Source organism: Thioalkalivibrio nitratireducens DSM 14787, from assembly GCF_000321415.2.
GTDB classification, from domain to species: domain Bacteria; phylum Pseudomonadota; class Gammaproteobacteria; order Ectothiorhodospirales; family Ectothiorhodospiraceae; genus Thioalkalivibrio; species Thioalkalivibrio nitratireducens.
In genome coordinates this window covers 3277969-3301413 of the sequence record NC_019902.2, presented here as the reverse complement: position 1 = coordinate 3301413, position 23445 = coordinate 3277969, and the positions used below count along the sequence as shown (strand labels likewise).

At 66.7% G+C, this 23445-nt stretch carries 19 protein-coding genes, 4 tRNA genes and 1 pseudogene; 19 read left to right on the top strand and 5 right to left on the bottom strand.

Features of this window, described 5'->3' with window-relative positions; translation table 11 throughout:
- The first annotated feature begins 27 nt into the window (after positions 1-27).
- On the top strand, positions 28-2184 hold the full coding sequence (locus TVNIR_RS15070; RefSeq protein WP_157092288.1) for a putative bifunctional diguanylate cyclase/phosphodiesterase: 2157 nt from the start codon (positions 28-30) through the stop codon (positions 2182-2184).
- Here the strand turns inward: TVNIR_RS15070 and TVNIR_RS15065 are convergent.
- Complete coding sequence (locus TVNIR_RS15065) at positions 2135-3421, bottom strand: MFS transporter (protein WP_015259929.1); 1287 nt, start codon at positions 3419-3421, stop codon at positions 2135-2137. The genes TVNIR_RS15070 and TVNIR_RS15065 overlap by 50 nt on opposite strands.
- 116 nt (positions 3422-3537) lie before the next feature.
- Here TVNIR_RS15065 and TVNIR_RS15060 point away from each other — a divergent pair, with 116 nt between their 5' ends.
- The 3 genes and pseudogenes from TVNIR_RS15060 to TVNIR_RS20830 all read left to right on the top strand — a co-directional run bounded on the left by TVNIR_RS15060 (position 3538) and on the right by TVNIR_RS20830 (position 6920).
- On the top strand, positions 3538-4731 hold the full coding sequence (locus tag TVNIR_RS15060) for an O-succinylhomoserine sulfhydrylase (protein WP_043739807.1): 1194 nt from the start codon (positions 3538-3540) through the stop codon (positions 4729-4731).
- Positions 4728-5924, top strand: a pseudogene (locus tag TVNIR_RS20835) (DUF4147 domain-containing protein); the annotation flags it as partial. The gene TVNIR_RS15060 and the pseudogene TVNIR_RS20835, both read left to right, overlap by 4 nt.
- A gap of 132 nt (positions 5925-6056) precedes the next feature.
- Complete coding sequence (locus TVNIR_RS20830; protein ID WP_043740789.1) at positions 6057-6920, top strand: ferritin-like domain-containing protein; 864 nt, start codon at positions 6057-6059, stop codon at positions 6918-6920.
- Here the strand turns inward: TVNIR_RS20830 and TVNIR_RS15050 are convergent.
- From TVNIR_RS15050 to folD, 3 genes are all read right to left on the bottom strand, one after another.
- On the bottom strand, positions 6887-7648 hold the full coding sequence (locus TVNIR_RS15050; RefSeq protein WP_015259926.1) for a UDP-2,3-diacylglucosamine diphosphatase: 762 nt from the start codon (positions 7646-7648) through the stop codon (positions 6887-6889). The genes TVNIR_RS20830 and TVNIR_RS15050 overlap by 34 nt on opposite strands.
- On the bottom strand, positions 7645-8163 hold the full coding sequence (locus TVNIR_RS15045) for a peptidylprolyl isomerase (protein WP_015259925.1): 519 nt from the start codon (positions 8161-8163) through the stop codon (positions 7645-7647). The genes TVNIR_RS15050 and TVNIR_RS15045 overlap by 4 nt, the downstream gene beginning before the upstream one ends.
- Before the next feature lie 358 nt (positions 8164-8521).
- Positions 8522-9391: a bifunctional methylenetetrahydrofolate dehydrogenase/methenyltetrahydrofolate cyclohydrolase FolD gene (gene folD / locus TVNIR_RS15040; RefSeq protein WP_015259924.1), complete on the bottom strand. Its 870-nt coding sequence runs from the start codon at positions 9389-9391 to the stop codon at positions 8522-8524.
- Between the two features lie 257 nt (positions 9392-9648).
- Here folD and TVNIR_RS15035 point away from each other — a divergent pair.
- The 7 genes from TVNIR_RS15035 (at position 9649) to TVNIR_RS15005 (ending at position 13520) form a co-directional block, all read left to right on the top strand.
- Positions 9649-9725, top strand: a tRNA-Pro gene (locus TVNIR_RS15035).
- Between the two features lie 16 nt (positions 9726-9741).
- A tRNA-Arg gene (locus TVNIR_RS15030) sits at positions 9742-9818 on the top strand.
- A gap of 36 nt (positions 9819-9854) precedes the next feature.
- Positions 9855-9930: transfer RNA gene (locus TVNIR_RS15025), tRNA-His, on the top strand.
- Positions 9931-9944: 14 nt separating this feature from the next.
- Positions 9945-10020 (top strand) — tRNA-Lys (locus TVNIR_RS15020).
- A gap of 943 nt (positions 10021-10963) precedes the next feature.
- Positions 10964-11596, top strand: a complete 633-nt coding sequence (locus tag TVNIR_RS15015) for a hypothetical protein (RefSeq protein WP_015259923.1) — start codon at positions 10964-10966, stop codon at positions 11594-11596.
- Between the two features lie 317 nt (positions 11597-11913).
- Positions 11914-12603: an SOS response-associated peptidase gene (locus tag TVNIR_RS15010; RefSeq protein ID WP_015259922.1), complete on the top strand. Its 690-nt coding sequence runs from the start codon at positions 11914-11916 to the stop codon at positions 12601-12603.
- 65 nt (positions 12604-12668) lie between these two features.
- Positions 12669-13520, top strand: coding sequence for a DUF429 domain-containing protein (locus TVNIR_RS15005; RefSeq protein WP_015259921.1), 852 nt, complete (start codon positions 12669-12671; stop codon positions 13518-13520).
- A gap of 142 nt (positions 13521-13662) precedes the next feature.
- On the opposite strand, the gene TVNIR_RS15000 is transcribed toward TVNIR_RS15005, so the two are convergent.
- Positions 13663-13935, bottom strand: coding sequence for a hypothetical protein (locus TVNIR_RS15000; protein WP_043739805.1), 273 nt, complete (start codon positions 13933-13935; stop codon positions 13663-13665).
- A gap of 199 nt (positions 13936-14134) precedes the next feature.
- On the opposite strand from TVNIR_RS15000, the gene TVNIR_RS14995 reads away from it, so the two are divergent.
- The 8 genes from TVNIR_RS14995 to zigA all read left to right on the top strand — a co-directional run bounded on the left by TVNIR_RS14995 (position 14135) and on the right by zigA (position 23419).
- Positions 14135-15343: a DUF6361 family protein gene (locus TVNIR_RS14995; RefSeq protein WP_157092287.1), complete on the top strand. Its 1209-nt coding sequence runs from the start codon at positions 14135-14137 to the stop codon at positions 15341-15343.
- Between the two features lie 29 nt (positions 15344-15372).
- Entirely contained in the window at positions 15373-17190 is a 1818-nt protein-coding gene (locus TVNIR_RS14990) for a phospholipase D family protein (protein WP_043739804.1), read from the top strand.
- Positions 17177-20341, top strand: coding sequence for a helicase-related protein (locus tag TVNIR_RS20825; protein WP_015259917.1), 3165 nt, complete (start codon positions 17177-17179; stop codon positions 20339-20341). Before TVNIR_RS14990 ends, TVNIR_RS20825 begins: the two co-directional genes overlap by 14 nt.
- A gap of 236 nt (positions 20342-20577) precedes the next feature.
- A complete protein-coding gene (locus TVNIR_RS14980; RefSeq protein ID WP_043739802.1) occupies positions 20578-20772 on the top strand; it encodes an SOS response-associated peptidase family protein in 195 nt (64 codons plus the stop codon).
- Between the two features lie 148 nt (positions 20773-20920).
- Entirely contained in the window at positions 20921-21355 is a 435-nt protein-coding gene (locus tag TVNIR_RS14975) for a Fur family transcriptional regulator (RefSeq protein WP_211263118.1), read from the top strand.
- A 104-nt stretch (positions 21356-21459) separates the two neighbouring features.
- On the top strand, positions 21460-22095 hold the full coding sequence (locus TVNIR_RS14970) for a DUF1826 domain-containing protein (protein ID WP_015259914.1): 636 nt from the start codon (positions 21460-21462) through the stop codon (positions 22093-22095).
- Positions 22061-22141 carry a hypothetical protein gene (locus tag TVNIR_RS21325; protein ID WP_418081373.1) on the top strand — a complete coding sequence of 27 codons (81 nt, stop codon included), beginning with the start codon at positions 22061-22063 and terminating at the stop codon, positions 22139-22141. The genes TVNIR_RS14970 and TVNIR_RS21325 overlap by 35 nt, the downstream gene beginning before the upstream one ends.
- A 63-nt stretch (positions 22142-22204) precedes the next feature.
- Positions 22205-23419, top strand: coding sequence for a zinc metallochaperone GTPase ZigA (zigA, locus tag TVNIR_RS14965; protein WP_015259913.1), 1215 nt, complete (start codon positions 22205-22207; stop codon positions 23417-23419).
- Positions 23420-23445: the final 26 nt, after the last annotated feature.

The window sequence follows — 23445 nt, the reverse complement described above, 5'->3', positions numbered from 1 at the left end:
CGCAGGTGCTCCGGCTATACTTGGGAAATGCACGAGGATTCGGCAACCGGGAGTCGCGCGCAGCAAGGCGAAACCGACCATTCTGTCTCCGCGGCCGGGCCAGATTCACCGGAGCGCTTTACGGCCGAGCGCCTGCTGCACTGCTACCGCGAACTGTTCGACCGGGCCCCGGTGGGTTACATGGTGGTGGACCGGCGCGGGAGGATTCTGAAGGTTAACCAGACCGCGTCGCTACTGCTGTCGACCGAGCCCAGCAGGCTCGTCGGCCGGCGCATCGGGGTGATCGTGGCGCAGCCGGAGCGCAGCCGGCTCCGGCGTTTTCTGGCCGGTGTTTTCGACGAGCCGGAGCAAAGGACCCGGGAGATCACGCTCGTCACCCGTGGTAGTCCTGCGACCTGGATCCGTCTGCAGGCGCGGGCCGACGGTCCCGGGCATCGTGCGCTGATCGTCGCGACCGATTTTCGCGACCTCGGGGTCAGTCCGGACGAGATGGAGATCGCGGTCTCGGTTTACCAGGTGCTCGACCATGCGGTGATGATCGCCGATGCCGATAACCGCATCGTTTCGGTGAACCCGCGGTTCACGGAGATCACCGGTTACCCGCCGGGCGAGGCGGTGGAGCAACGGACCAACCTGCTGAAATCGGGTTGCCAGGATGACGCTTTCTATCAGCGGATGTGGCACGCGCTCGAGACCAACGGGCGCTGGCAGGGCGAGTTATGGAACCGGCGCAAGAGCGGCGAGGAGTTCCTCGAGTCGCTGTCGATCCATACCCTGCGCGACCGGGAAGGACGCGTTCTGCGGCGCGTGGCGCTGTTTTCCGACATCACCGACCAGCGCCGCGCGGTGGAAGAGGCCCAGCGGCAGGCCAATTACGATCCCCTGAGCGGGCTACCGAACCGGAGCCTGTTCCTCGACCGCCTGGAGCAGGAGGTGCGCAAGGGGCAGCGCAACGGGCGTTCCGTGGCGCTGCTGTACCTGGATCTCGATCACTTCAAGGAGGTGAACGATACCCTCGGGCATCAGGCCGGCGACCGGCTGCTGCAGGAGGCGGCACGGCGTATCGGGGCGAGCGTGCGCGAAACCGATACCGTGGCCCGTCTGGGGGGCGACGAGTTCACGGTGGTGATGGCCGACCTGAGCGAACTCAACCGTGTAGACGTCGTGGCACAGGAGATTATCGATGCCCTGGCCCGGCCGTTCCCGCTCGGTTCGGAGGTGGTGCAGGTCTCCGCGAGTCTCGGGATCGCGTTCTTTCCTGCAGATGCCGGTGACGCTGCCGAACTGGTCGACCACGCGGACCGCGCGATGTACGCCGCCAAGAAGGCTGGCAGGAACCGCTACCAGTACTTCACGCCGCAGCTGCAGTCGAGCTTGCGCGAGCGGCATCGACGCATCGCCGACCTGCGCAATGCTCTGTCGGGGCGCCAGTTCCGGGTCTATCTGCAGCCGGCGGTCGATCTGGTTTCAGGGGAGATACGCCTGCTGGAGGCTCTGCTGCGCTGGCAACATCCGGACCAGGGCCTGATCCTGCCCGCGCAGTTTCTGCCGCTGGCCGAGGACATCGGCATCATGGGTGAAATCGGTGAGCTGGTCTTCGAGAACGTGTTCGGTGTGATCAAGGCCTTGGAGGGAACGCCTGCCGGAAGTTCGCTGCGCATCGCGATCAACCAGTCGCTGCGCGAACTGGGGCATGGCCGCGGTGGACGGGGCTGGGTGACCCACCTGCAGGAATACGGGCTTCCGGTCGAGCGGGTGGTGTTCGAAATCACCGAACGGACGCTGATCGAGGGCGGAACCATGGTCGAGTCCCAGGTGCGCAGGCAGATCGAGCGGGGCGTCGCGGTGGCGCTGGACGATTTCGGGACCGGGCAATCGTCGATGACCTGCCTCGAGCGCATCCCGTTCGAGTACGTGAAGCTCGACGGCAGCGTGGTCCGCCGCATCCCGCACGACCGGCCAGCCCGGGCGTTCCTCGATGCTGCCATCGTGCTGACCGGCAGCCTCGGGATCCGGCTGATTGCCGAAGGCGTGGAGACGGAGGCTCAGCGGGACTACCTGCGGGCCGCCGGCTGCGGGTTCGCTCAGGGCTTTCTGCTGGGGGCACCCGTTCCCGCCGAGCACTATCAGCGTGTCAGGGGCGCGGCTCAGGCGAATCCGCGTCGTCGCCCGGGTGCAGGGTGACGGTCTCGTGCGGATCGGACTCGGTGCGCGGGTCGATCTCGGCGGCGACTACGCTGGTGCGGGTGACCGGGACGAACTCGGTCATTTCGGGTCGGGGCACCGGGGGTTCGCGGCGCAGTTCCATGCCCACGAAGGCGATGAAAAGCAGCAGTACACCGGCGAACGCGAGAGGTAGCACCGACGCTGTGGTCACGACCAGAACCAGGCCGGCGAGCATCGGACCCAGTGCGGCCCCGATGCCGTTCATCAATAGCAGGCCGCGGGTGGCTTCCAGTGCCTCGGAGGCATCCAAGCGGTCGTAGGTCTGTGCGACACTCAGCGCGTACAGCGAGAACGCGAAGCCGCCCCAGACCAGAGCCAGCGCAACGATCAGGCCCGGCGGATGTCCGATCGCCAGGAAGATCCCGACCGACCCCATTGCGGTCGCGGCCGCAACCACGATCAGCGCCTTGCGCCGGTCGCGCCGGTCGGTCGCATGGCCGATCGGGTACTGCAGCAGTGCCCCGCCGAAGATGGCCGCGCTCAGAAAAAGGGCCACCCCGGAATCGGCGAGGCCGACCTCGCGGGCGAACACTGCCGCAAGGCCCCAGAAGGCGCCAGTGACCAGGCCCGACACCCCGGCCCCGGCCGTCCCCACCGGTGCGCGGCGGTACAGTTCCCGTAGCGGCAGTCGAGCCGTCTGGATCGGCACCGGCTGCGTGACCGGCGTCAGTGCGATCGGGATCAGGCCCAACGCGAACAGGATCGCGACGAGCATGAAGCTCTGCACCGTTTCCGGACCGTAGACCAGCAGCAGGAACTGGCCGATGCCCAAGGCCAGCAGGCTGGCCATCATGTAGATGGCAAACACCTGCCCTCGTTTCTCGACCACCTGTTCGTTCAGCCAACTCTCGATGACCATGTAGGTGCCCAGCAGGCTGATCCCGTTGATCAGTCGCAGCACCCACCAGACGACAGGGTCGACCCAGAGTCCGTGCAGCAATGCCACCACCGCGGAGAGCGCGGCTAGCGCGGCGAAGCTGCGGATGTGCCCCACGCGCCCGATAAGCGCAGGCATCAGCCACGTCCCAACGATGTAGCCGATGAAGAAGGCCGACATCACCAAGCCGATGGTGAACTCGGAAAAGCCTTCCGAGACCGCGCGCAGGCCGAGCAGGGTGCCGACGAGCCCGGAGCCCATCAGCAGGATGCTCATGCCGAGCAGCAGGCTGAACACGGAGCGTACGGTGGAACCCATTGCGCGCGGATCCGGGGCCTTTGGGTGGGAGCGCAAGAGGCAGTATAGTGTACCGAATGCCCATGCGAGCCCCGGCGCTGTCCGGGGCCGCTGCCCAGCCAGACCCCGGAATGCCGATGCAGGAATTCGACCCGACCGAGTACGCCCCCGAAACCGTTGCCGTGCGTGCCGGGTATCGCCGCACAGCCGAGGGCGAGCACTCCGAGGCGATTTTTCCCACCTCGAGCTTCGTGTTTGGCAGCGCCGCGGAGGCGGCCGCGAGGTTTTCGGGCGAACAGCCGGGCAACATCTACTCGCGCTTCACCAACCCCACGGTCCGTACCTTCGAGCAGCGCCTGGCCGCGATGGAAGGGGGCGAGGCCTGCGTGGCCACCGCCTCCGGCATGGCGGCGATCCTGGCCACGTTCATGGGTCTGCTGCGCGGCGGCGATCACGTGGTCTGCTCGCGTTCGGTGTTCGGCACCACTACCGTGCTGCTGAACAACTACCTGGTGCGTTTCGGCGTCGAGGTCACCTATGTGCCGCTGTCGAACGTCGATGCCTGGTCCGAAGCGACCCGCCCGAACACCCGCCTGTACTTCTGCGAGACCCCGTCGAACCCGCTGGGTGAACTGGTCGACATTCGGGCACTCGCGGCGCTCGCACAGGCCCGCGGGGTGCTGCTGGCAGTCGACAACTGTTTCTGCACCCCGGCGCTGCAGCGGCCGCTGGCCCTGGGCGCGGACCTGGTGATCCACTCGGCGACCAAGTTCCTCGACGGCCAGGGGCGCTGCCTCGGTGGCGCGGTCGTCGGCGATGCCGAGCGCGTGGGCAAGGACGTCTACGGTTTCCTGCGCAGCGCGGGGCCGACGCTGGCGCCCTTCAATGCCTGGGTGTTCCTGAAGGGGCTCGAGACGCTGCATCTGCGCATGCGCGCGCACAGCGAGAACGCGCTGGCACTCGCGCGCTGGCTGGATGTGCATCCGGCGGTGACCGCGGTGCATTATCCCGGGCTCGTGGATCATCCGCAGCATGCTCTGGCCAAGGCGCAGCAGCAGGGGTTCGGCGGCGTCCTGAGCTTCGAGGTCGCGGGCGGGCGCGCCGCGGCCTGGTCGGTGATCGATGCCACCCGGATGCTGTCGATCACCGCGAACCTCGGCGACACCAAGAGCACCATCACCCACCCGGCCACGACTACCCACGGCCGGCTGGAGCCGGACCAGCGCGAAGTCCAGGGGATTACCGAGGGCCTCGTGCGTGTGGCGGTCGGGCTGGAGGCCATGGCGGATCTGCAGGCGGACCTGGCCCGGGGGCTGGACCGCCTGGCGTGAGTGATCCCGAGCCGCTGCACAGCTGGTATCGCGCTGCAGTGGCGGCAGTGCACGGCGCCCATGCCGTGCAAGCGGCGCTGGCCCGCGAAGAAACCCCGGCGCACCCGGTGCACGTACTGGCCTGGGGCAAGGCCGCGGACACGATGCTGCAGGGTGCGGCCTCGGCCTGGCCCGGAGTGATCTCCCGGGCCCTGGTCGTCGCGCCCGCCGATGCGCAGGTCCTGACCTCCGGCCTCGGGTTTCCGGTGCAGCGCAAGGCGGGCGAACACCCGGTACCGGCAGCCGCGAGCTTCGCGGCCGGCGAGGCGGTGGCGGCCTTCCTGCGCACGATTCCGGCTGCGGAGGCGCTGCTGGTGCTGCTCTCGGGTGGCGCATCCAGCCTCGCGGAACTTCCGCGCGCGGGTGTCGAACCGCAATGGCTGGCCCAAGTCAACGCTCGCCTGCTGGGTGCTGGGCTGGAGATCCGGGCAATGAACCGGGTGCGGGCACGGCTGTCGCGGCTGAAGGCGGGCGGGGCGCTGACGTTCTGCCGCACGGGCGACATCCGCGTGCTGGTGATCAGCGACATTCCCGGGGATGCACTGGCCAGCATCGGATCCGGCCCGTTCTGGCCGCCGGATCCAACGGAAACCCGGGAAGCCCCTAAGACCGGGTGGCCGGATCTCGACCGCTGGCTGAGCGCCCTCGTGCCGCCTCCGACGGCGGGGCCACGCCCGTCGCACCGGCGCGTCGCCAGCAATGCCGATGCGCGCGCAGCCGTGCTCGCGGCGGTGGCCGGTGACGGACTGCCTGGCCAGGACCACGGCCTGTTCCCGGACGGCGCGGGGCATCGGGTCGCCGCCCAACTCGTCCGGCGGCTCCGGCATGCACCGGCCGGGGTGCATGTATGGGGAGGCGAGGTGCCGGTATGTCTACCCGCGCGCCCGGGCCGCGGCGGCCGGGCACGCCACCTTGCGGCGGAATTGCTGCTGCTCTGGGCTGCCCGGGGCTGGCCGCGGCCGCTGGCCGTGCTGGCCGGGGCGACCGACGGCGCCGATGGCGACGGGGCGGCGGCCGGTGCGTGGTTCGCTGACGGATCTCCCGCGGCCGATTCCCGTACGCGCAAGGCGCTGCGCGAAGCCCTGCGCCGCGCCGATACCGGCGGCTTCTGGGACCGGGTCGGGCAGTCGCTGCCCGGGGGCGCGACCGGAACCAACGTAATGGACCTGCTGGTGGTGCGCCTTGGGCCCGATGCGCCCGCCGCCCGTGCGTTTGCGCGTTGCTCCGATGGAGCGGACGGGACCGGCGCCCGCGACGGGGTTGCGCACGTGTCGGCACCCGAAGGCATGGCACCGGTCCCGGGTGCCCTGCGGCCCCGCGGCACCCCGCCCGGTGTGTACGCGATGGCGCTGAGGGCGCTGCGGGTGCGCGACCCGGAGCACAAGTGCGAATGTGCCGACAGGCTGCTCGAGGCCTGGCGCGCGGGTGACCTGCAGGTGCAGGCCGAGGATCCGCCTGCGGAACGCATCGAGGTTCCCGGCCGCCCGGCGCGGCCGGCACTGGTGCGGCCACAGGAGCTGCCGCGGCGCGGCCTGCACACCGAGCGCGGCCGGCAGGCCCTGCTGCATGCGATCGCGCACATCGAGTTCAACGCGATCAACCTCGCGCTGGATGCGGTCTACCGGTTCAGGGAGTTGCCTGCGGAATTCGTCAGCGACTGGCTACAGGTCGCCGCGGAGGAGGCAAGACACTTTCGCGTGCTGTCCCGCCGACTCCATGAAACGGGATGCGACTACGGCAGCTATGGCGCGCATAACGGGCTGTGGGAGATGGCGGTAAAGACCGACGCCGACCCGATGGAACGCATGGCGCTCGTGCCGCGCGTGCTTGAGGCTCGGGGGCTGGACGTGACTCCGGGCATGATCCGCCGGCTTGAGGCCGCCGGGGATACCGCGAGCGCGGCGGTGCTGGAGGTGATCCAGCGTGAGGAAGTGGGTCATGTCGCGATCGGGTCGTGCTGGTTCCGTTTCCTGGCGCGTCAGCGCGGACTGGATCCGGAGGCGACCTTTCTGGATCTGCTGGTGCGCCACATGCCCGGGCGGGTGCGCCCGCCGTTCGCACTGGATGCGCGCCTCGCGGCGGGCTTCAGCCGGCGCGAGATGGCAGCGCTGGCGGCTCAGGCAGGGGGGTGGCCGGCGTCGGACGGGTAGTCCTGACCGTCTAGCGTGAGCAGCCGGGGGCCACGGGCGTCCACCGCGAGATAACCGGGCCGCTCATCCCAGGCGGGCAGCACGCAGCGCAGGCAGGGCCGCCCGTCGACCTGCAGTCCGTGGATTGCGGGCCTGTGGGTGTGGCCATGGATCAGGAGCGAGACGCCGTGTGCGCGCAGCACTTCGGTCACCGCATTCGGGTGAACATCGGTGATGTCGCGAGCCTTCTGTCGGCCCGCGTCGCGGCTCGCGGCGCGCAGCCGTTCCGCTTCGGCGATACGCTCGGGTAACGGGCGGGCCAGAAAAGCCTGTTGCCAGTCAGGCTGGCGCACGATCTCGCGGAACTTCAGGTAATCGATGTCCGCCGTGCACAGGCTGTCGCCGTGCATCAGCAGCGCGGGCCCGCAAGGAAACGGGACCCGCAACTCCTCCGGGGCAATCTGCATCCCGGCCCGCTGGGCGTACCCGGCACCGAGCAGGAAATCCCGGTTCCCGTGCTGGAAGGTGACCGGCAGCGGCAGACGGGCGAGTACGCCGGCGAGTTCCTCGGCCGCGTCGAAACGGGCGTCGTCGCCGATCCAGTACTCGAACAGATCCCCGAGGATGTAGAGCGCGGCCGCGGTACGGGCCGGGCCGCGGAGAAACTCGAGGAACCGATCGAACGTGGGGCCGGATTCCCGGTCCAGGTGCAGGTCGGAAACGACCAGGACCGGGCCGTCCGGGCTCATTCTCCGGAGACGCGCTTCACGCTCTGCATGATCACCGGTTGTGCCGGCACGTCCTGGTGCATGCCGACGCGTCCGGTCTTCACCCGTTCGATCTCGCTGACGACGCTCATGCCTTCGGCCACGCTGCCGAACACCGCGTAGCCCCAGCCCTGGGGTGTCTTGGAACTATGGTCGAGGAAGCTGTTGTCCGACACGTTGATGAAAAACTGTGCCGTCGCGGAATGCGGATCCTGGGTGCGCGCCATCGCGATGGTGCCGGTCCGGTTCTTCAGGCCGTTGTCGGCCTCGTTTTCGATCGGATCGCCAGTGGGCTTCTGGCGCATGTCCGGATCGAAGCCGCCGCCCTGGATCATGAAACCGGGGATCACGCGATGAAAGATGGTGTTGTCGTAGAAGCCGTCGTCGGCGTAGCGCAAGAAATTGGCGACCGTCGTGGGTGCAGCCGCTGTATCGAGCTGCAGCACGATGCGGCCGTAGTTGGTCTCGATCGCGACCTTCGGTTGATCATCAGCCATCAGAACTCCTGAAGTAGTGGTTGCCAGAAGAAACAGTAACGGGATGAACGAGCGAGGCATGCAGGGTCCCTCTCTGATGTCGTGGGTCCGCGATGGTACCGCCTAGGGCCCGGGTGAGCCAGCACGCCGTCTGCGGGATGAATCCTTCGATTTCTGGGTCGGGTCGTGCACGGGGAGTCCGTGACCATGCCCCCGTGCCTGCAACGCCCGGTCCTGCGTCTGCCCGGGAACACTCAACAACGCCAGCGCGTGGAGCCCCGCCGCCATGCGCGCAAGGGTTCTGCGCCGCGCACTCTGCCGGGCGGGTTCAGGGACGCCGTCGCGCCGGCCGACGTCATGTTCGCAAGCGCCGCCGTGATCATGCTTCCTGCGGCTCGTTCTCCCCGAACGCCCGGGCCTTCAACGTATTCTCCAGCAGCATTGCCACCGTCATCGGTCCGACACCGCCCGGCACCGGGGTGACCCAGGCGGCAAGGCCGGACACGGTGTCGAGGTCGACGTCCCCGCACAGCGAGCCGTCCTCGAGGCGGTTGATGCCGACGTCGATCACGGTGGCCCCGGGCTTCACCCAGTCGCCCCGAACCAGCCCCGGCTTACCTGCGGCCGCGATCAACACGTCGGCCTCGCGGGCAAGCGCGCGAGAATCGCGGGTGAAACGGTGGCAGACGACCGTCGTTGCGCCTGCGAGCAGCAGTTCCAGCGCCATCGGGCGACCGACGATGTTCGATGCTCCGATGACGCAGGCAGTCCGTCCCTTGAACGGTTCGCCGATCGCCTGCAGCAGCTGGATCACCCCCCAGGGCGTACACGGGCGCAGCCGCGGCAGCCGCACCGCGAGCCGGCCCATGTTGTAGGGATGGAACCCGTCGACATCCTTCGCGGGATCGATGGCCTCGATCACGGTTTCCGGGTCGATATGCGGGGGCAGCGGCAGCTGCACCAGGATGCCGTCGATCGCCCGATCCCGGTTCAGCCGCTCGATCAGCGCAAGCAGGTCGGCCTGCGGCGTGTTCGCGGGGAGGTCGAACGAATGCGATTCGATGCCGGCCTGCGCACAGGCGCGGCGCTTGTTGCGCACGTACACCTCGGATGCCGGGTTGTCCCCGACCAGCACCACCGCAAGCCCCGGTGGCCGCAGGCCCGCGGCCTTCATCGTGCCCACTTCCTGGGCGATGCGTTCGCGGTGCGTGGCCGCGATCGCGCGACCGTCGATGATGTTGGCGCTCATGGCAGGGATCCCGGTGGCAGGCCGCGATGATCCCATGACCGGCGTCGGCCCTCAAGAAGCAGCACCGGAACCAGGAGGCCGCTGCCGGCGGCCCGGGAGCGAGGAGCCGCCCTGCGGGCGCGGGCCGATTCCCGGCTTTCGGATCGGTTGCAGCGCCGGATTCCGTCAAACGCTCTGAACCCATTCTTGACCCAGCGGTTCGACCCGGGATAACATCCACGGCTCGCTGTACTGGGCTTTAACGCGGGTTGGCACTACGGGGTATAGCGCAGTCTGGTAGCGCGCCTGCTTTGGGAGCAGGATGTCGGGGGTTCGAATCCCTCTACCCCGACCACTGCTCCAGGCCATACGCGCTCGTAGCTCAACCGGATAGAGCATCGGCCTTCTAAGCCGACGGTTGCAGGTTCGAGTCCTGCCGGGCGCGCCACCGCCCGGCATGCCGCAGCGGTACAGTGAAACGGTGGTGACCGTAGCTCAGTTGGTAGAGTCCCGGATTGTGGCTCCGGTTGTCGTGGGTTCGAGTCCCATCGGTCACCCCACCCCCTCTTTCCTCGGGCCGTTAGCTCAATTGGTAGAGCAGTGGACTCTTAATCCATTGGTTGTAGGTTCGATTCCTACACGGCCCACCAAAATGCAACCGCTTGAGAAACAAACCGTGTCCTTAGCCGGAAATCAACCACTTGCGCCAAGGTCACCCGCAGTAACCACCGGCTGAGCTACGGGCACGGTTTCTCTACGAACGCCTGCCTCGGCCCGGGCCGGGAGGCTGATTATCACGGAACCTCCGCAGCCAGCACGGCAGCGCTCCGTCTCGGTGGTCATTGCGAGCGTAGCGGGGCGCTCATGCGCGTAGCGCATTGGACAGCCGCAGGGTGAGCGCAGCGAATAATCCATCTGGCGTCGGGAGGACTCACGCCGTTTGGATCGCCACGTCCCGCCACACTGTGCTCGCGGTTAAAGGCTTCGCTCCTCGTGATGACGGTGGTTGCGAGACGGCCCGTTCCAAATTACGGAGCATCGGTGATGATCAGGAAATGCAATGAGCCGCGAGCGCATTCCTTCCTGTCTCGTTGGAAAGGATCGGGCTGGGCAGCGCATGGATAGCGGGTGACGGTAAAGGGCATCAGGCGCGTCAAGCTTCACCAGGCCCCGGTGCATCGCGCTGGGGGATCCGGATCCCAGGTGAGTGCGGAAACCCGAACCATCGCCTCAATGGCTCCCGATGAACGTGGCCCGTCGCCAACCCCCAACTGCCTGTTGTGTCCGGACCAGTGAAGATGCCGGTCGCGGATCGGTGCGCAGATCAGGGGCGGACAAGCCTGGCACCGTCGCAGAGAAGCAACACTGAAGCGGACCGCTGGACCTGCTTCGGAAGGGACCTGCTGCCATCGCGACGGGTATTCTGGCGGAGGCATCGGGGTGCGGGCGGGCCAGCGTCGGCCGTGAGTCGGTGGCGCCTGCCGGATCCCCGCCGCGGCCCCGACAGCGGGGGTCACGGGTTTCGGCCCGGGTTGCAATTCCGGGCCGGTCCAGCTAAATCCCACTAGACTCGACTGCAAGGAGCAGCGCGATATGTCCACGGGCAGACTTGATCTGACCGACGTCGAATACTGGGAGTCGGACGGCGGCACCATCTATGCGTGCGTTGGCCCGAAGGCGAGCGATGCAATGTTGCGCCTCTCCCGGGCAGAATCCGGCGGCGCCTGGGAGTGGCTTCCACTGGACGGTTCTGTCTGGAACGCCGCGCACCAGGCGATGTACCGTAACGATCGCTGGGATCAGCTGGAACCTGAGCGGATTGCGGCATTTCCGCCGTTGCCGGAGCAGGTGTCCGCAGGGCAGCGCTCCGCTGCCCTGCGGCGGCGTGAGCCGATGTTCGCCTCAAGGTTCCCGTTACTGGCGGAGCAGATTCGCACGGGACCAGCAACAGGCCTGCCCGTGTTCGCGGTCCTGCACGAAGACACCTACGAATCGGCCTTGGGTGATGGCAAGTTCGCCTATCTCCACGCGGTGTTCCTTGATCCGGCCGACGCCGAGAAGGAATGTGCGCGGCTGTCCGAAGCGCAGTGGTCCCGTGGTCACCTACGGCGGATGAGCGTGGCGCTGGAAAGAGGCCAGCTTCTGGTTCCGGATCACGAGCGCGAGTGGTTCGATCGTGTCACGGTCGAAGGCGTGGTCGGGCAGCTGGAGAAGCAGCTTGCGTAGGCGGCCGATCGCGGGCAACGGACCCCGTAACGGTCGATGAGGCCATCGAAGAAGCTGGATAACGACGGGCTTGCAATCGACGTCTTCGACGCGGGGCTCGACAGCCTCTGCTGGCACGACGGGCTGCGACTGTGGGGCTCACCGCCGCTTTCAGGATGCGCAGCATATTCATGACAGGAGAGCGTTGGTGCTGAAACGCGGGCTGTTGAGTGCTCGAGCGCTGGGACGGCAGACGGATGCGCGTCAACGAGTCGGGCGCGTGGCAAGCCGTAATCCCTGCTTGATCAGCGCGACATGCTGGCAGTAGGAGATTGCCCATGTGCGGCCGTTTCGCCCTCCACACGCCGCGCAGCCGGATCGCGGCACGCTACTTCGACCTGCAGTTGCCGGTCGGCGACGGCCACGCCCGCTACAATGTCACCCCCGGCACCCAGATCACCGCCGTCCTTGCCACCGCCGAGGCGCCGGTGTCCTTCGCCCTCGCGCACTGGGGCTTTCGGCCGCCCTGGGCAAAGGAAAGCGCCCCGACGCCGATCAATATCCGCGCCGAGAAGGCCGCGACCAGCCCGTACTCCCGCTCCGCGTTCGCCCACCGGCGCTGCCTGGTTCCGGCCAACGGCTGGTACGAGTGGCGGCGGACCGAATCCGGCAAGCAGCCGTACTACATCACTCTGAAGGATCCGAAGCGGGACGAGGTGGTCTTCTTCGCGGGTCTCTGGGAGCCGGCCGAGAAGGGGACGGACATCTGCTGTGCTATCCTGACTGAACCGGTCTCGCCGTCCTTCGCATTCATCCACGACCGCCAGCCGGTGGTGCTCGATCCCGGGTGCCGGTGGCAGTGGCTGGATCCGGGGCTTTCGGACCGGAAGACGCTGCGCAACGTTGCCCGGCGGCAGGATCCGGAGCGGTTGGTCGCGTACCCGGTTTCGACCCGGGTGAACCGGCCGGCGAATGACGATCCTGCATTGCTGGAACCGGTCGACGATGCCGGAGGCTCCAGAGCCTGAGTGCGAGCCAAGACAGTGATGCCTTGCAGGGGCACACGCTCCCTGGCACGGTCGGGGATGCTGACATGAAACCGCATCCGACCGTCCTCGGTATCGACTCCGCCTGGACCGCAGGCCAGCCCAGCGGCGTGGCGCTGGTCCAGCAGCGCGGGGCCCGCTGGCGCTGCGTCGCCCTTGCGCCGAGCTACCTCGGCTTCATGGAACGGGCGGCGGGCACCGAGACCGACTGGTCGATCCGCCGTTTCTCCGGCACCGAACCGGACATTCCCCGCCTGCTCGAGGCCGCGCGGCGACTCGCCGGGCGGCCGCCGGACCTCGTGACCCTGGACATGCCCATCGCGCGGACTGCATTCAGCGGGCGCCGCCCTGCAGACCAGGCGGTGTCCCGAGAGTTCGGCGGCCGCGGCTGCGCCGCGCATTCGCCGACGGCAATGCGCCCAGGCTCGCTCGGCGCCCGGATCTCCCAGGCCCTGTCTGCGGCCGGGTACGAGCTCGCGACCACGGCCACCAGGTTCCCCGACAGCCGGAAGGTCCTGGAGGTGTACCCGCACCCGGCGCTGCTTTCGCTGCTGCGGCGTTCGAGCAGAATCCGGTACAAGGTGGCCAAGTCCAGAAAGTACTGGCCGACCGCGACCGTGTCCGAGCGGATCCGGAACCTCCTGGGCGAGTTCGCGGCGATTCGCGATGCACTGGGAGAGGTGTTCGAGGGGCTGACGCTGGAGCTTCCGGACCCGGAGCGCGTGGAAACCCTCTCGGGATTGAAGCGGTACGAGGATGCACTCGATGCGCTGGTCTGTGCCTGGGTCGGTGCCGAGTACTTTGCGGGGCGCACGGTGCCCCTGGGCGACGCCGACGCGGCGGTCTGGTGTCCGGCGGACGTCGTGTGCGTGGGCGATCAGGGACGTCGAATTGGCTGAAGTCGGCCCCATAGGCTGCCGCCGCTGCTCAGAAGGGCCTTCCGTTGGGAGTTGACAGACCCCTTGGGCGAAGGGATATTCGGGCGAAGGCAGTTGGATTTGCTATCCTCTATCCTTAATTGCCTCAAGGCGATTGGATTTCCTATCCTTTATCCTTCGGATCCATGCCCGGGACATCAAGCACCCGGAAGCTTTCCGGCCAGTACCAGTATGCAGTTCTGCCCTGCGTTTCGTCGACGAAGCCAAACTGAGTCGACAGAGCCGCCAGATCCCGCTGCACGGAGCGCACCGTGATGTCGTAACCGTTATGCCGCAGATGCTCATAGAGCTCGCGCGTCGAACGACGCTGGGGCGCACGGGGGATGGCCCTCAGTAGTTGCCACTGCCGGTAAACCTGGTCGCTGTGATTGGCCATAGGATTCCAGTGTGCACGGAAGTTCCATCGGAACCCCACTATGCGACATGGGAAGTCGCATAGACTGCAGACAATGGTCACATGAACCCTGAAGCGACCAACCGCCAGCCGATCCGGAATGCTGATCTAATCTTCGCGTTCGCGCGGAAGAGGAGACGCGATCAGCCGGAGAATGACGATACGTCCGGAGGGGGAGACGATGGATAACGCCTATCTGCACTGGCTCGATCTGACCGCAGCGGATCGCGACAAAGCGCGCAAGGTGCTCGATCTGTTCAATGAGCAGGGCACGGTCGATGAGCTCGGGCTTGGCAGCCTGCGCGATGTGCTGTCCAACGCCCTGTTTCCCGGCACCTCGGTGCTGCACACAAGGCTTCGGTACGTGCTGTTCATTCCGTGGGTCTATCAGCAGCTCGAGGCCAGGCACGGCAACTTTGATGTCGCCAGTGAGGCTCGGCGCCTTGAGGTCACGCTGATCGACGCCCTTGCTACCAGTGATGCGCCGGAGGGGATCATCGGCGTCCACGCGCGCGAGGCGGTGGCGCGGCTGGCCAGTTCCGCCTACTGGGCGGCCCTAGTGCACTGGGGCCTGTTCGTTCCCGCCAAGAGTCAGGGCTGGTATCACGCGCACTTCCACAGCCTCCGGCGTCGGCGTTCCGATTACCCTCGCACCGACGATCCCGGCGTGATCTGGACTCAGGAGGCCACCTGGCACCCTCGGCTCCCGCCCGCACCCGATGCGTTCCCGGAAGACGCCGCCTTTGCGCTGACCCCGGAAGAAGCCGACTTCTTGCTCGGGCGCCTGGAAGCCACCTGCAACGGCACCCTGCTGGCGTGGCTTGCCCGCGAGGGCTCCAGTTCACCGGCCGAGTATCTGTGGGAAGACCCGGAAGCGCTTCGCGGCCCTCCGGCCATCTGCGATGTGGTTGAGCTTGCGCGCCGCTTTTCACGGCACGTCGAGGGCGCGCCGCTGCTCTACAACCTGTTGCTGGCGGAACTGCGTCGTACCGAGCACGACCGGGCTGACGACGAGGAATGGATCGAGCATTACCGCGACGCGCTCGCAGAATGGGCGAATCGCGAGGCCGACGAGGACGCATTTGATCCAGAAGCGCTCTGGCACTTCGTGCGCTTGCACGGCGCGCACCTGCCCACACCCCAACAGCGCTTCGTCGAAACATGGTCCCGGCGGGTCGCCATGAACGGACCGGATGGCGTCGTGAATGACGAAGAGTTGCGCCGGCTGATCGCCGACCGGGAGCGCCAACTCAAGGGACCGAGGGCCCGGGTCGTGAACCAGGGGCGGCTGCTGGACTGGCGCGGCAATGTCGGTGTCGGGCGCATGCAGTTCCGGTGGCCCCAGGTACGCCGGCTCCTCATCGATCTTCATAAAGGACTCGGTCACTGATGCTCGCTCCTGATACCCGCTCCGTGGCGATGGACGTGCTGCGCCCACCGGCAGGCTTTCGCATCGACCACGCCGTCCTGTCGACCTACTCGCTCGACCTCGACGTCCTGCTGGCGCTGCCGCTGGCGGTTCTGGCGCATTCGGACCGAGGCGTCGATGAGCTGATGGAGGAGCCTCTGCTGCTGCTGGAGGCCCTGCGCGAAGCCGGCGAGCGCGTGCACGTCTTCGTGGACGAATCCGGCATTGCCATCCCACACACCAACCGGGCGCTCTACAGCCTGCTCGAAACCAGCGTGCATCCCGTGCGCAGCGTCAATGGCGGCACCTTCCATCCGAAGGTCTGGGTCGTGCGCTTCGTCAGCGACGACGCCCCACCCCGATTTCGCGTCGCGATCGCTTCGCGCAACCTGACCTTCGACCGCTCCTGGGATGTGGCGCTGGTCAGCGAGAACGCCGCCGACGAGCAGCGCCCTGTCGAGGCCTCAGCGGATCTGGCTCGCTTTCTGAACACGCTACCCGAACTGACCGCGCAAACCCTCGATGTCCAACGCATCGACGTCGTGCGGGCACTTGCAGAAGACGTGGCACGGACGAGCTTCCCCGCCCCTCAGGGCTTCCGGGGGCCAATTCGCTTTCATGGCCTCGGGCTGGAAGACGGCGCCGACACGCCGTGGCAACTCGAGCGCAAGGGCAATGGCCTGCTGGCCATCGCGCCATTCCTGAGCGCCACGACGCTGGATCAGCTCGTGCGCCTGTCCCGACCACCACGCACATTGATCAGCCGGCGTGAAGCCCTGGATGCACTGCCACCCCGGCACCGTGAGGCTTGGGACTCGATTCTGGTGCTCTCCGAAAGTGCGCTGGATGAACCGGACGACCGCCAGACTGAGCGCCACTCCGACCTGCACGCCAAGCTCATCGCCCTCGAGCACGGCCACCAGGTGACCTGGTATGTCGGTTCGGCCAACCTTACCCATGCGGCGTTCACCGGGCGCAATGTGGAAGTGGTGGCCGCCATCACCGGACCCAAGGGGCGACCCGGTTCGGACAAGGGATCGGGAATCGAACGCTTCGTCGAGTCCGGCTTTCCCAGGCTGTGTGAAGCATATCGACCGGGCGAGCCCGCTACTGAAGACCCGAAGATCGCGGCCGCACGCGAACGGCTTGATACGGCCCGGCAACGACTCGTGAAAGGCGACCTGCGAGTGGTCTGCCGACCCGAGGGTAAGGCATGGACCTGGATGCTGGAGGGCAGCGTGGCGCTGCCCGAGGGTGTCTCGGTGTCGGCTTGGCCCGTTTCCGTCAACGAAGACCACGCGCGCCCGCTGGAACTGCCGCTGGCATGGCCCCTCCCGATGTCACGACTCACCGCATTCGTCGCCTTCCGCGTCGAAGCCGACGCGGCGATCGATGACGTGCGCATGGCATTGAAGCTCCCGGCCTCCGGCATACCCGACAGCCGTGTTGCCCAGGTGCTTCGCACCCTGATCGACAGCCCGCAACGCTTCCTGCAGTTTCTGCGGGCATTGCTCGGCGGCCTGGACAGCATGCCCGACTGGGCGATGGGCAACGGGGGCGGAAGCTGGCAGCGCCACCAATCTGACGGCCTGGACAATGCCCCGCTCTTGGAAGACCTCGTCAGGGCCGCCTCCCGGGACCCGCAGCGTCTGGAGCCCCTGCAGCGCCTGATCGAAGACCTGCGCGCCACCAGCGAAGGCCCCAGCATTGTGCCGGACGATCTCTACGAGATGTGGCGGACGATCTACGCCGCCGTCCACCACGACCTCGACCAAGCGACGCCGCGCGACTCGGCCGAAACCACTGGGACCAGCAATGCAACGACCTGACGTCGACTCCGCTCTCGGGACACTCAAGCCCTTCCAGCGGCGTACCGTCGCGCACGCATTCCGGCGGCTCTTCGAAGCGCCGGACAGCACGGGGCGTTTCCTGGTGGCCGACGAAGTGGGGCTCGGCAAGACCCTCGTGGCACGAGGCATTATCGCCAAGGCCATCGACCGCCTGTGGTATGCGGTAGACCACATCAACGTGGTCTACATCTGCAGCAATACCTCCATTGCCCGGGCCAACCTACCAAAGCTGCAGATCGGAAGCGTGTCGCAGAACGGCTACGCGCAGGCCACCCGACTGACGATGCTCGCCACCGAACTGGCGCTGCGCGACAACCACACCAGCCTCCGCGACGGCAAGGTCAACTTCATCAGCTTCACGCCGGGCACCTCCTTCGAGATGGGGCACTCCGGCGGCCACGCCAGGGAGCGGCGCGTCCTCTACCATCTCCTGGAACCGCTCGACCTTGATCGCACGGGTCTGATGCACCTGCTTCAGGGGGCGGTCAGACGAACGGAGATCTGGCAGTATAAGATCCGTCACCGGCCCTTGGCCATCGACGCCGGCATCGCCGAACGCTTTGTCAGCGCCGTCAACGATGCGCCCGGTTTGCGGGAGGACCTGCGTCAGGTCATCGAGACCTGGTTCACGGATCACCGCGACGCCTACCCGCGCAAAGCCCGCCAACGATGCAACCAGCTCCTGAGCAGGCTGAGACGGCTGCTCGCCGAAGTCTGCGTGCGGGAGCTTGAGCCGGACCTGATCATTCTCGACGAGTTCCAGCGCTTCAAGGCGCTGCTGGAAACGCGTGACCTGGACCACGACCCCGCTGCGGAGCTGGCACAGCACCTGTTCAATGCACCGACGCGCGAAGGCCATCCGGTAAGAACACTGCTGCTGTCGGCCACCCCCTACAAGCTGTACACCGCCGACGCGGAAATCCAGCACGAGGACCACTACGCCGACTTCCTCGCCACTACGCGCTTCCTGATGGCAGGCGATGAGTCGAAGGTCCAGCAGCTTCAGGCGCGGCTGTCGCGCTTCGGCACTGAGCTCAAGCGCGCATCGCTCGAACACACCGACCGAATGCTCGACGCCAAGCGCGACGTGGAGGACAGCCTGTGCGCGGTGATGTCACGGACGGAAAGGGTCGCGGCCAGCGCTGATCGAGATGCGATGGTCGCCGAGCCACCGGCCAGGCCCGAACTGACGCCCCTTGATGTCCGCCATTTCATCGCCACCGACGCGGTCTTCCGTGCCGTCGGTGACCACGACCCGATGCCCTTCTGGAAGTCTGCGCCTTACCCACTGCATTTCATGCACGGCTACCGGGTGAACGAGCGGCTGACCGATGCGCTGAGCCTGTCGCCGGACAAGGTCAGCACCGTACTGCGGACGCACCGTAGTGCCTTCCTGGCCAAACAGGCTTTTGAAGATTGGTCAGAGATAGACCCAGGCAACGCCAAGCTGCGGGAACTCGTCTCGAGCCTGCTGGACCGGGGCCTCTGGAAGCTGCTGTGGATCCCGCCGACGGTGCCGTACTGGGACCTGGAGGGCCCCTATGCGGACAAGGAGGGGCTGACGAAGAGCCTGCTGTTCTCGGCCTGGAACGTTGTGCCCGACGCCGTCAGCGCGATGCTGAGCTACGAGGCCGAACGACGCATGGTGGGCGGTAGCATGGACTCCTATCTGGATCCCGACCGGCAACAACGCGGCCTGCTGCGACTGACGCAGACGGGCGAAGGCACGCGAAACAGGCATCGACTGCTGCTACTCCTGCTGCCCTGCCTGCCGCTGGCGGATGTGGCCCACCCCCTGGGCGCTCCGTTCGGCGAGGAGCGCCGCGCCTGGGTTCGAGCGCGTGTGGAGACCCTGCTCGCGCAGCCCGACCTCCCGGATCCTCAGGAGGGGCCGGTCGACGACCGTTGGGAGTGGATGATTCTCCGCCTGCTCGATCCGGGCATGGACCTGTTCCTTGCCAGGTGGCGCGACGCGAACGAAGACGACGTCGCGAAGCCCAATCCCGAGGTCATGTCCGCCTACCTTGATGACCTCCTCCAACTGGATGCCGCCGAGCTCGGCCGCCGGCCCGAGCATCTGGCCGAGCTGGTCACCGAACTGGCGCTCGGCGCTCCGGGCGTGCTGGCCGTACGAAGCCTGGCGCCGGCGGGCCTGGATGACCTGGAGCGGCGTTTTCAGAGTGTAGAGATCGCCCACGCCTTCTGGAAGCTCTTCAATCGCCCAGCCGTGGTTCGGCTGCTGCAGCAGGTCTCCGGCCACGATCCGCACCACGAAGAGGCGGACAACGTCTACTGGAAGCAGGTGCTCCGCTACTGCGTACAGGGCAATCTCCAGGCCGTGCTCGACGAAATGTGGCATCTGCGATGGGAACAACACGCCTGGAACGAGACCGCCTCTACCACTGACACGTCACGCCTATGCGTCGCCGACATCGCGGAGGCCGTTGAGCCGCGCCCCTCGCGCGTTCACGCGCAGTTCTATCAACCGAATGGCACCGACAACAGCGTCACCACCGACCAGATTCGCATCAGGACAGTGCTCTGCCTACGCTTCGGCCACATCCGCTCCGAAGACGGGGCCTTCAGCCAGGACGCCGTCCGCAGCTCATTCAACAGCCCGTTCAGACCGTTCGTCCTCGCCAGCACTTCGGTCGGTCAGGAAGGACTCGACTTTCACCCCTGGTGTCACCACCTGGTGCACTGGGACCTGCCAGGCAATCCCGTCGACCTTGAACAGCGCGAAGGCCGTGTCCACCGGTACAAGGGGCATGCGGTGCGCAAGAACGTCGCAGAGCAATACGCGAACGAAGCCCTGCGCCAATGGCAACCGGGCGATGACCTCTGGCATCGAATCTTTAACCTCGCCGAGCAGCAGGCAAGGTCAATGAACGAGAGCGACCTGGTCCCCTACTGGATCGTCTCAGGAAAGCACCGCGTGCAAAGGTACGTACCCCTGCTGCCCTATAGCAAGGAGGTCGAGGCATTCGGCCGCCTCAAGAAACAGCTCGCTGCTTACCGAGTCGTGTTCGGACAACCGCGCCAGGAGGAACTACTAGGGCTGTTGGAACAGGCGGACATGGACGCCTACGCACTGCAGCGCTGGGCCATTGACCTTTCACCGCCAACATGAGCGGCCGCAACCACGGCGCCTTGTTGTCACCCCGGCTTGTAGCCCAGACCCCAGAAAGCCTCCACGAAAACCGCATAGGCACAGACAACCCAAACGAGCGGCCGGATGAAAGGACAGTTCGCATTCGAATCAGCAGTGAGGAACCTGCTCCGGAACCCCCAGTTCGAAAAGCTGCTGCGGCTGTCTGACGTCAATTATTCTGTCCGGTCGGCGTCAATTACTTTGGCCAGCCGGTGGTGCTCGATCCCGGGTGCCGGTGGCAGTGGCTGGATCCGGGGCTTTCGGACCGGGAGACGCTGCGCAACGTTGCCCGGCGGCTGGATGCGGAGCGGTTGGTCGCGTACCCGGTTTCGATCCGGGTGAACCGGCCGGCGAATGACGATCCTGCATTGCTGGAACCGGTCGGCGATACGGGGGACTCCGGAGCCTGAGGGCTCGCGGAGGCCCGCCCGGTACGCAGCATCATCGCGTGCTTCTTCTGGCCGACCCGTCTGTGCGGACCGCATCGGATAGCGCATTGGCCTGGTTGATGAAGCGCGCGGGATTGCTATGCCCCGCACCAGGTGCTGCAATGGTCCGATGATGGCGGAGGCAGACCCACAATCCCGGGCGCGTGAATGGCTGAGGTCAGTCGGCGGCCGTCTGACGCCGGCTCGCCTGGCCGTTCTGGAGGTCCTGCTCGGCAGCGCAGCGGCGCTATCTCACCACGAGATCGAAGATGCCATCGAAAGGCGTGGCTTGGATGTGGACCGGGTGACGCTGTATCGGGTTCTGGACTGGCTGGTGGAACGCGATCTTGCGCACCGGATTGCTGCCGAGGACCGGGTTTGGCGCTTCAACGCGATGGATCGCGTGCAGCCGGGCGATCACGCGCATTTCCACTGCACCCGATGCGGCCAGATCGTCTGTCTGGATGGCCCGGATTCGACCGCTGGTTTCGCGCTTCCGAAGGGGTATCAACCGGAACGCACGGAGATCACCATCCATGGCCGCTGTCCGCGCTGCGCTGGTTGAACCGGCGCGCCCGCACCAGGCGATCGCGACAGACGCAACTGTGTTGCAATTACCGGTCGTTCGGTGGTATAAGATGCAACTCAATTGCATCTATGGCTATTCCCATGCTGCAGGCAACCCTGACTGAGGACGTCGTCTCACCGCCCGATGCGGATGCCCCGCATACCGCCACGAGCACCTCGGTGGGTGGGCTCGTCCGGATTTTCGAACCCGGAGTTCAAATCGCCTGGTTCGAGCGCGCGCCGGTCCCCGCGATTCCCGAGTACCTGCAGGCCGTGGCCCGCAGACTTGCCTCCGGACGTTCCCGCGTGGTGCATGCGGACGATGAGCTTCCCGACCTCGAGTTGCCGGACGATGCGGGCAAGGATGCGCTGTTTGCCGAGATCGGCTGGCTGACCCGGGTGTACACCGACCTGCTTGGCTGCCCGTCCGTGGGGCTGCGCATTGAGGTGCTGGATCGACCGATGTGCCCACGCTTTCACGTCGACTGCACGGGCATCCGCCTGGTCTGCACCTGGAGTGGGCCCGGTACCGAGTGGCTGCACGACGGCTGGGCCGACCGCAGCCGCCTCGGTCCCGGCAGCCGTGGGCTTGCCGACGAACACTCCGGGCTGATGCTGCCCGGCGCCGAGGTGCGGAGTATTCCGACCTTCGCTGTCGGCCTGTTGAAGGGGGCGGCTGTGGCAGGGCAATGCCGGCCGCGGCGTGATCCACCGCTCGCCGCAGGTCTCCCCCTGTGATGCGTCCCGGGTGATGCTGTCGCTGGATGCGATCTGGGAGACCTGAACACATCTCGCTCCGTCCCTTTGGCATCCGTTTCACGACTGCAAGCTTCGAGGAGTTCCCGCCATGACCGCTGACACCCGCCTGCCCGTGACCGTCCTGTCCGGTTTCCTGGGTGCTGGCAAGACGACGCTGCTGAAACACATCCTGAACAACCGCGAGGGCCGCCGGGTCGCGGTGATCGTGAACGACATGAGCGAGGTCAATGTCGACGCCGCGCTGGTCCGCGAAGGCGGGGCCGAGCTGTCGCGTACCGAGGAACGGCTGGTCGAAATGAGCAATGGCTGCATCTGCTGCACCCTGCGCGAGGATCTTCTCGAAGAGGTATCGCGGCTCGCCCGCGCGGGGCGCTTCGACTACCTGGTGATCGAGTCCACGGGCGTTTCCGAGCCGCTGCCGGTGGCCGAGACGTTCACCTTCGCGGATGCGGAGGGCATGTCACTCTCCGCGGTCGCGCGGCTCGACACCATGGTCACGGTGGTTGACGCGTTCAATTTCTTGAAGGACTACGCCTGCGCGGACTCCATCCAGGAGCGCGGCGAGTCATTGGGGTCGGAGGACGACCGGACGGTGGTCGACCTGCTGATCGACCAGATCGAGTTCTGCGATGTAATCGTGGTCAATAAGGCGGACCTGGTCACTCCGAACGAACTGGCCCGGCTGATCTCTATCCTGCAGGCGCTGACCCCCCGTGCCCGGATTCACTTGGCGCAGTTCGGACGCGTCCCGCTGGACAAGGTTCTCGACACGGGCCTGTTCGACTTCGAGCAGGCGGCCGCCGCGCCCGGCTGGCTCCAGGAACTGCGGGGGGAGCATGTGCCGGAAACCGAGGAGTACGGCATCGCGAGCTTCGTTTACCGCGCCCGGCGCCCGTTTCACCCCCAGCGTTTCTGGAACCTGATTCACAGCGAGTGGCCCGGGGTGGTGCGCTCGAAGGGCTGGTTCTGGCTGGCCTCGAGGCCCGATTTCGCCGGATCCTGGTCGCAGGCCGGCGGCGCCTGCCGGCATGGCGCCGCCGGCATGTGGTGGAGCGCGGTCGACCAGGCCCACTGGCCGGAAGACCCGGAGCACCGCTCGGGTATCGAAGCGGAGTTCGAGGGCGAGTGGGGCGACCGCCGCCAGGAGCTGGTGCTGATCGGCATGGGCATGGACGAAGCCGTGCTGCGTGCTGCCCTCGATGTCTGCCTGCTCAACGACGAGGAGATGGCACTCGGCCCTGCGGGCTGGAGCCGCTTTGCAGACCCGTTCCCGCTCTGGGGGCGCACGACCGACGCTGCCTAGGGAAGCGCTGATTAAACCGTCATCGC

Bases quoted from the DNA above. Each gene is read 5' to 3' on its own strand.
- TVNIR_RS15070 (WP_157092288.1), top strand. From the start codon at position 28: ATGCACGAGGATTCGGCAACCGGGAGTCGCGCGCAGCAAGGCGAAACC.
- TVNIR_RS15065 (WP_015259929.1), bottom strand. From the start codon at position 3,421: ATGGGTTCCACCGTACGCTCCGTGTTCAGCCTGCTGCTCGGCATGAGC.
- TVNIR_RS15060 (WP_043739807.1), top strand. From the start codon at position 3,538: ATGCAGGAATTCGACCCGACCGAGTACGCCCCCGAAACCGTTGCCGTG.
- TVNIR_RS20830 (WP_043740789.1), top strand. From the start codon at position 6,057: ATGGCACCGGTCCCGGGTGCCCTGCGGCCCCGCGGCACCCCGCCCGGT.
- TVNIR_RS15050 (WP_015259926.1), bottom strand. From the start codon at position 7,648: ATGAGCCCGGACGGCCCGGTCCTGGTCGTTTCCGACCTGCACCTGGAC.
- TVNIR_RS15045 (WP_015259925.1), bottom strand. From the start codon at position 8,163: ATGGCTGATGATCAACCGAAGGTCGCGATCGAGACCAACTACGGCCGC.
- folD (WP_015259924.1), bottom strand. From the start codon at position 9,391: ATGAGCGCCAACATCATCGACGGTCGCGCGATCGCGGCCACGCACCGC.
- TVNIR_RS15015 (WP_015259923.1), top strand. From the start codon at position 10,964: ATGTCCACGGGCAGACTTGATCTGACCGACGTCGAATACTGGGAGTCG.
- TVNIR_RS15010 (WP_015259922.1), top strand. From the start codon at position 11,914: ATGTGCGGCCGTTTCGCCCTCCACACGCCGCGCAGCCGGATCGCGGCA.
- TVNIR_RS15005 (WP_015259921.1), top strand. From the start codon at position 12,669: ATGAAACCGCATCCGACCGTCCTCGGTATCGACTCCGCCTGGACCGCA.
- TVNIR_RS15000 (WP_043739805.1), bottom strand. From the start codon at position 13,935: ATGGCCAATCACAGCGACCAGGTTTACCGGCAGTGGCAACTACTGAGG.
- TVNIR_RS14995 (WP_157092287.1), top strand. From the start codon at position 14,135: ATGGATAACGCCTATCTGCACTGGCTCGATCTGACCGCAGCGGATCGC.
- TVNIR_RS14990 (WP_043739804.1), top strand. From the start codon at position 15,373: ATGGACGTGCTGCGCCCACCGGCAGGCTTTCGCATCGACCACGCCGTC.
- TVNIR_RS20825 (WP_015259917.1), top strand. From the start codon at position 17,177: ATGCAACGACCTGACGTCGACTCCGCTCTCGGGACACTCAAGCCCTTC.
- TVNIR_RS14975 (WP_211263118.1), top strand. From the start codon at position 20,921: ATGATGGCGGAGGCAGACCCACAATCCCGGGCGCGTGAATGGCTGAGG.
- TVNIR_RS14970 (WP_015259914.1), top strand. From the start codon at position 21,460: ATGCTGCAGGCAACCCTGACTGAGGACGTCGTCTCACCGCCCGATGCG.
- zigA (WP_015259913.1), top strand. From the start codon at position 22,205: ATGACCGCTGACACCCGCCTGCCCGTGACCGTCCTGTCCGGTTTCCTG.